The sequence below is a fragment of the Candidatus Sordicultor fermentans genome (assembly GCF_012728195.1).
Classification (GTDB): domain Bacteria; phylum Atribacterota; class Atribacteria; order Atribacterales; family Caldatribacteriaceae; genus Sordicultor; species Sordicultor fermentans.
This window is the reverse complement of the sequence record NZ_JAAYFP010000116.1, coordinates 21541-28513: the sequence shown is the minus strand read 5'-3', so window position 1 is coordinate 28513 and position 6973 is coordinate 21541. Positions and strand designations below refer to the sequence as shown.

The 6973-nt window shown below is 43.1% G+C and carries 7 protein-coding genes; all 7 read left to right on the top strand.

Annotation, left to right across the window (positions count from 1 at the left end):
* Window positions 1-719 precede the first annotated feature (719 nt).
* The 7 genes from rpsU to recO are packed head-to-tail and all read left to right on the top strand — an operon-like array spanning window position 720 to window position 6889.
* A complete protein-coding gene (rpsU, locus tag GXZ17_RS06200) occupies window positions 720-899 on the top strand; it encodes a 30S ribosomal protein S21 (RefSeq protein ID WP_409376420.1) in 180 nt (59 codons plus the stop codon).
* Entirely contained in the window at window positions 896-1351 is a 456-nt protein-coding gene (locus GXZ17_RS06195; protein WP_409376419.1) for a GatB/YqeY domain-containing protein, read from the top strand. Before rpsU ends, GXZ17_RS06195 begins: the two co-directional genes overlap by 4 nt.
* Before the next feature lie 9 nt (window positions 1352-1360).
* On the top strand, window positions 1361-2353 hold the full coding sequence (locus GXZ17_RS06190; RefSeq protein ID WP_409376418.1) for a PhoH family protein: 993 nt from the start codon (window positions 1361-1363) through the stop codon (window positions 2351-2353).
* Window positions 2319-4421, top strand: coding sequence for an HD family phosphohydrolase (locus GXZ17_RS06185; RefSeq protein ID WP_409376417.1), 2103 nt, complete (start codon window positions 2319-2321; stop codon window positions 4419-4421). The genes GXZ17_RS06190 and GXZ17_RS06185 overlap by 35 nt, the downstream gene beginning before the upstream one ends.
* Entirely contained in the window at window positions 4396-5226 is an 831-nt protein-coding gene (locus GXZ17_RS06180; RefSeq protein ID WP_409376416.1) for a cytidine deaminase, read from the top strand. Before GXZ17_RS06185 ends, GXZ17_RS06180 begins: the two co-directional genes overlap by 26 nt.
* A 5-nt stretch (window positions 5227-5231) precedes the next feature.
* Complete coding sequence (gene era, locus GXZ17_RS06175) at window positions 5232-6116, top strand: GTPase Era (RefSeq protein WP_409376415.1); 885 nt, start codon at window positions 5232-5234, stop codon at window positions 6114-6116.
* Window positions 6113-6889, top strand: a complete 777-nt coding sequence (recO, locus tag GXZ17_RS06170) for a DNA repair protein RecO (RefSeq protein ID WP_409376414.1) — start codon at window positions 6113-6115, stop codon at window positions 6887-6889. Before era ends, recO begins: the two co-directional genes overlap by 4 nt.
* Window positions 6890-6973: the final 84 nt, after the last annotated feature.

Here is a 6973-nt window from a genome sequence, read left to right as displayed (position 1 = left end):
CTAAAAACGACTCGAAAGTCGCCGGGGTGACGAACTTGAGGAAAATCTCACCTTAACCCTCTCCCCGCAAGCTCTCTAAACCGTCCCTCTCCCTCCGAGGCTTATCTTTTTGTCATGCCTGAAATTTAGCGAGGCATCCATGTTTTTTAAAGACTGTGGACCCCTGATAGAACCATTCAGGGGTGACGAACAAAAGGTGATAGAACCATTCAGGAATGAGGGACTTGGGCGGTCATTGCGAGCCTCGTAGTTTCGCTGAGGGAGGCTTTCTCTCCCTCAGTTAGCTTTTGTCTTTTAAGTTTTCTATTTTTTTAATCTTACGCCGTAGGCCGTCCGTGGCAATCCCGAGTTTCTTTGCCGAGGAGAATCCAAAAAGAGATCGCCACGCATGGCAAAATACGCCATGCTCGCGATGACAAGAAAAAGACACCCTCACCCTAACCCTCTCCCGTCGAGGGCGAGGGAAAATATGGAGAGTCTCCTGAAGAGGATGAGGGGAAGCGAGATCGCCACCTCAATCGCTCCTCGCGATGACAGATGATAAAGGGGGGATTATAAGGGGACGGCGCCCCCTTATAGTCGATACTATAGTTCTCTTTATTGTTTCTTTCTCATACTGACATTACTATAGGATAACTACAGCCAGCCAGGTAGTTTATTTGACACTTTTCTTTTAATTTCTTATAATGGTTTTAACTTGGATTTAGGGAGGAATAAGGGTGACTGAAATCAAAGTCGGTAAGGGAGAAAGCATAGACGAAGCTTTGCGCCGGTTTAAGAAAAAGTGCCAGCGTAATGGAGTAATTTCGGAGATGAAACGCAGGGAGCATTATGAGAAACCGAGTGAAAAGAAAAGAAAGAAGGCTCAAGCAGCTGCCCGAAGAAAAAGAAGAGGATGAAAGAGGTATCGTCTTTAAAAGTTCAGATTGAAGAGCAGATGAAAGCAGCACTAAAGGCTCATGACCAGCTGAGGCTGGATACTTTGAGGTTGCTCCTTTCAGAGATAAAAAATAAAGAGATTGAAAAAAGGGGCAATCTGGAAGAGGGGGAAATAGTTGCCTTAATCCGGAAGGAGATTAAAAAGAGGCAAGAAAGTGAAGAATATTTTGAAAAAGGAAATCGTTCCGAGCTTTTAGAAAAGGCAGAGAAAGAGATAGCCATTCTGCAAGATTTTCTCCCTCCTCAACTTTCAGAGGAGGAAGTGGAGCGAGTTATAAATGATGTATTAGCCAGCTGGCCTGGAGAAGCATCTCTTTTCCCGGTGATGAAGGAAGTGATGTCTCGCCTTCAGGGCAGGGCAGGGGGGGAAGTGATTTCTAAAGTGGTATGTCAAAAGATAAACGTGGGGTGATAGAAAAACTTGTCTCAAGGGATTGACCTGAAAGATAGAGAAGTGCGTTTCTCTTTAGAAAGTGTGGAAAACATTAAAGCGCTTTTTGGCTATCTGGATAGTAAAATCAGAGTCGTTGAAAGTGTGTTTAAGGTAGAGGTAACTATAGAGGAAGAGGATCTAGTGATCAGAACTAAAAGTGAGAGTGGAGAGGTATCTTTAGCCCGAGATTTTTTGCAAGAACTTTCTTCTTTTTCTCCTCCAGAAGAATTGAGTTCTGATGACCTGCAAAAAATGGCTCTCAGTTTCAAAGAAAACAAAAAAGCGTGGTGGAATGATAAAGTAGAACCCACTATTCTGACTACTGCTTATCATAAACCTGTCCGGGCTAAAAGTCCGGGACAGATGAAATACGTTCAGACAGTAAGAAATGCGGATATAACTTTCTGCATCGGTCCGGCCGGGACGGGGAAAACTTATTTAGCCATGGCTATGGCCTGTGCTGCCCTGCAAACCAAGAAAGTGAGCAGAATTGTCTTGGTAAGGCCGGCGGTAGAAGCAGGAGAAAGCCTGGGATATCTACCTGGAGACCTGAAGGAGAAAATTGAACCCTATCTACGACCTCTTTATGATGCCCTCTATGAAATGCTCTCCCCTGATAAATTTCAGAAGTACAGCGAAAAAGGAGTGATTGAGGTGGCTCCTCTTGCCTATATGAGAGGGAGGACGCTCAATGATTCCTTCATAGTTCTGGACGAAGCACAGAATACCACTCCTGAACAGATGAAAATGTTTTTGACCCGCATGGGCTTCGGTTCCAAGGTGGTGGTGACCGGCGATATCACCCAGATTGACCTTCCCAGTGGTAAAAAATCGGGGTTAGTGGTGGTGCAAGAAATCCTTAAGGACATTAAGGGAATAGAATTTGTTTATTTGAACGAAAAAGATGTGGTCAGACATCAGTTAGTCCAGAAGATTATTCTGGCTTATGAAAAATTTGAGGAAAAAGCTCTCTCTCGCTAAGTCTCATCTTCTTTCTTTTCGCTTTCTGAATTTTCTCCTTTATGGAATAATGCTTTTCTTTCTCTTCTGGTTTTCTTCCTGGGGAGAGGAATGGAAAATAAAAGAGGGAGAAGTGGTCAGTCGAGACATCATTGCTCCTCGCTCGGTGGAGATTATCGATATTCCCAGCACTGCAGAAGCACAAAAGAGGCTTCTCTCTGCTATTCCTCCTGTTTATCGTGTCGACCCTCAAACGCTGGATAAAATTGAACAAGAGTTAGAAGAATTTTTTAAATCTCTGGAAGAAGCTCGTCCTACCTACTCTCTTTTATCTACCGATTTTAAGGATACCTTTAGTAAGAAGTGGAGAATTACCCCGGGGGTGTTGGAGTGGCTTATTGCCTCCCCTCAAGAGGAATATGAGAGAGTCAAAGGAGTTACTTTTGATATAATCAACCGCTATATGGCCAACCCTATCCGGGAAGAAGAATTAGAAGAGAAGATTTTAGAGGCCTATAGTGAGCTGGAAAGAATGGATCTGGGAGAAAGCGAAATAAGAGTGGCAGAAGCCCTGGTTTTCCGTTTTCTCCGGCCCACTGCAGTGGTGGATAGCGAGGGCACACAAAGAGAACGCTTGAAAGCTCTGGAATCTTTGCAACCGGTAAAGAGAATTATTAAGCGAGGGGAAGTGATTTTAAGAAAAGGAGAAATAGCTACTAAAGAGGACATAGAAATTTTAAGAGCCATGGGCTTCGGGGGAGAAGGAGATCAGTGGTTCCAGCTTTTAGCCTGGGCTCTGGTAATAACTGGAGCGGTGGTGGCAGAATATTTCTATATCCGAAAATTTGTCCCTTCTCTTTTGGAGGACGATTCTCTGCTCCTGTTGCGTTTAATAGCGGTAGGGGGCATTGTAGCCATGAATACACTGACTTTTCGCCTTTCCTCCTTTTTTATAATCATCAGTGCTCTTCCTCTTATTCTTTTGCCTCTTTTAGGTGAAGATTATGCTCTGGGGGAATCCTTGATTCTTTTTCCTCTTATTCTTTTGGGGGACAGGGTGGATTTTATTCAGGGATTTTATATCTATGTTAATTTATTCTTGCCACTTTTCTGGTTAAGCAAAATCTCTAAAACAGGAGACCTGGTAAAAGCGGGAATGATGATGGCCTTTACCAATATGGGTTTGAGCTTTGTTTTTGGTTTGCAGGAGGGTAAAGAGTTAACCAAAGTTTTAGCTGATGCTTTTTATGGATGGGGAGGAGGAATGGGAGGAGCAGTAATCGCTCTGGGTGGAATTACTCTTTTGGAGAGTATTTTTCATATAACTTCCGATTTTCGGTTGATGGAATTGCTAAATCCTACTCATCCTCTTTTGAAAAGACTTCTCATGGAAGCTCCCGGCACTTATAGCCACAGCTTGATGGTGGCTAATCTCGCTGAAGCTGCAGCGGAGAGAATTGGAGCCAATCCTTTTTTAGTGAGGGTTGGAGCTTATTATCATGATGTAGGTAAGATAAAAAGGCCTTACTTTTTTATTGAGAACCAGATGGAGGGGCATAATGCCCACAATCGTCTTTCCCCTAACTTGAGCTCTTTAATTATCCAGAGTCATGTTAAAGACGGGGTGGAAATAGCCAGGCAATACAATTTGCCCCCCGAAATTCAGGAAATCATCGCTTGCCATCACGGGACCACTATAATACGCTATTTTTACGATAAGGCGGTAAAGGAAAGAAAAGATGAGGTGAGGGAAGAAGAGTTTCGCTATCCTGGACCTCTACCGCGTACTGTTGAACAAGCACTGGTATTTTTAGCTGATAGTGTGGAAGCAGCGGTGCGCAGTGCTACTCGTCCCACTCCCAGTCGGGTGGATGCCATAGTTAACGGTATTTTGCAAAAATATTTGCAGGAGGGACAGCTGGATGAATCTCCTCTCACTATGAGAGATATCCGGCAAATTGCTCAAGCTTTCGTGGTGGTTTTGAACGGAATGATTCACTCCCGGATTCCCTATTATCCGGAAGAAGAGGCATTAAAAATAGTCAGGGGGAAAGATATAAAAGATGAGCCGGGTAGAAATAGTAAATAGAACCAGGGAAAGCTTTTTAACCAGAAAAAAGGTGCAGAAAATAGTAGACTTCGTTTTAAAAGAGGAAGGGAAAGACTTTCCGGGGTGTTTGAGTATAGCGGCAGTGGATGAGGAGGAGATTCGAAGCCTAAAGAAAAGGTTTTTTCACCAGGATGCCTGTACCGATGTTATATCCTTTTTTTACGGATTTTCTGATGAAGATGATATCTGGGGAGAGATAATAATTTGTCCTGCTGTTGTCAAGCAAGAAGCACACGTCCGGGGAGAGAGCGAAGAGAGAGCGTTGAGCATCGTTTTAATCCATGGCTTGCTTCATCTTCTGGGATACGAAGACGAAGATGCTGAAAAGGCCAGAGCAATGGAAGAAAGACAAGAAGCTCTGTATCGGCTTTTAGAAGAGGAAGAGGAAAGAGAAAAGTTGATAAAAAGAGCTATCAAGGTGAGAGAATATGCCTATGCTCCTTATTCTTCTTTTCCGGTGGGGGCGGCGCTGCTGGGATATGACGGGGATATTTTTACCGGTTGTAATGTGGAAAATGCCTCCCTGGGTTTAACCATTTGTGCCGAAAGGGTAGCGATTTTTAAGGCTATATCACAGGGGGTAAGAGAATTTAAGAGAATAGCCATCATTGCTGACCCTTCTTCTTATTGTTTTCCCTGCGGAGCCTGCCGGCAGGTTCTTTATGAATTTGCTCCTCAACTGGAGGTAATAGCGGCTAAAAGTGATAGAGATTATGAGATAGTTTCTCTTCACTCTCTTTTACCGCGGGCTTTTTTTCTGAGAAATGACGATAGAAAGGAGTAAATAACTTGGCTTTCCGCTCTGGTTTTGTTACCATATGGGGGCAATCCAATGTAGGAAAATCTACTTTTTTAAATTACGTTTTGGGACGCAAGGTAGCTATTGTTTCTTCCAAGCCTCAAACTACCCGTCAGGTTTTAAAGGGAATTCTCAACCTCCCTGATGCCCAGGTGGTTTTTTTAGATACTCCGGGTTTGCATTCTCCCCGGGATGAATTTGGTAAATGGATGGTTCAGGAGGCTGAAAAAGCTCTGGATGGTGTTGATGTGCTTCTCTACATGATTGCTCCCGATAACAGGGAAGAAGAGGATAGAAAATATCTGAATAGTTTACATTCTTTTACCGGCCCGGTTTTTTTGGTTCTTAACAAAAAAGACCTGGTGCAAGAAGAAGAAGCCCGGAAAATTCTTTCCCGGTTTTCTAATCTTTTCCCCTTCCAAGGGAAAGCGGCAGTTTCTTCTATCACTGGAGAGGGGATTTCTGAGTTGCTTTCTGAGATAGTGGAAGCTCTTCCTCCGGGGCCTCCTTATTATGGAGAGGATGTTATCTCTGATATCTGGGAAAAAGATATAGTGGCAGAAATAATAAGGGAGAAAATCTGGTGGTATACTTATCAGGAAGTCCCTTACGGGGTAGAGGTGAGGGTGGAGGAGTTTAAAGACCGGGGTGATATTCTCTATATCAGAGCTATTATATATGTGGAGAGGGATTCCCATAAAAAAATTGTCATTGGTCAGGAAGGCAAAATGTTAAAAAAAATTGGAGAAGAGGCCAGAAAAGAAATAGAATTTAACTGGGGCAAAAAAGTTTATCTCGATTTGTGGGTTAAAGTGGAGAAGAACTGGAGGAAAAGACCCGAGGTTCTGGGAAGATGGGGATACAGGACTAAGTGAGAGAGAGATTTAATCGTTACTGGAAAGACGAGGGAATAGTGATTCGCTCTACTAACCTTGGAGAGCGAGACCGTCTGGTTACCCTTTTCACTCAGAAGAGGGGAAAAATTAGAGCTTTGGCAAAAGGAGCTCGAAAAGTGGGAAATCGTTTTGGAGCTTCTTTAGATGTTTTTAATTATTCCGAATTTATGTTTTATTCCGGGGCGGGAATGCCCATACTCATGCAGGGTTTGATTAAGTTTTCTTACCGGGATATGACTTCTTCACTGATAAGGTGGTTAGAGGGAAGTTATTTGCTGTATCTTTTAGACCGCTGCTGGCAGTGGGAAAAGCCAGAAGAGGGGCTTTTAGAAAGAGTGCTATATTTCTGGGAGATAATTTTGAAAAAGGGGGAGGACGTTTATTCTTCTTTTCTCCGGTTCAAACTGGATTTGGCTTTTTATTTAGGAATAGCTCCACATCTCGAGAGCTGTGTTCTCTGCAACCGAGATGTGGAAGGAGAAGCTTACTGGAGCAACCAGGAAGGTGGTGTAATCTGTCCTTCCTGTGCTTCAAAAGTGCCAGAAAAAGTGGTTTTCCCTCAGGATTTGAGGGCTATACTCAGATATCTTTCCTCTCCGGGGGGAAATTTATCGTCGCTGAAGCTCAGTTTTTTTCAGTTTGAGGAACTGGATAAAATTCTTTCTGACTATTTGAGCTATGAAGTAGGAGATAAAGTTATGAACTGGCATGATTTTCGATCTCTTTATCAAGGAGCGGTTTTTTCCAGTTGACAGGATTTTCTAAAATTGCTATATTTTAGGCTTGGTGTGTTCGGGGAGGAATAGGATAATTTATACTCATAAAAAAGACATCCA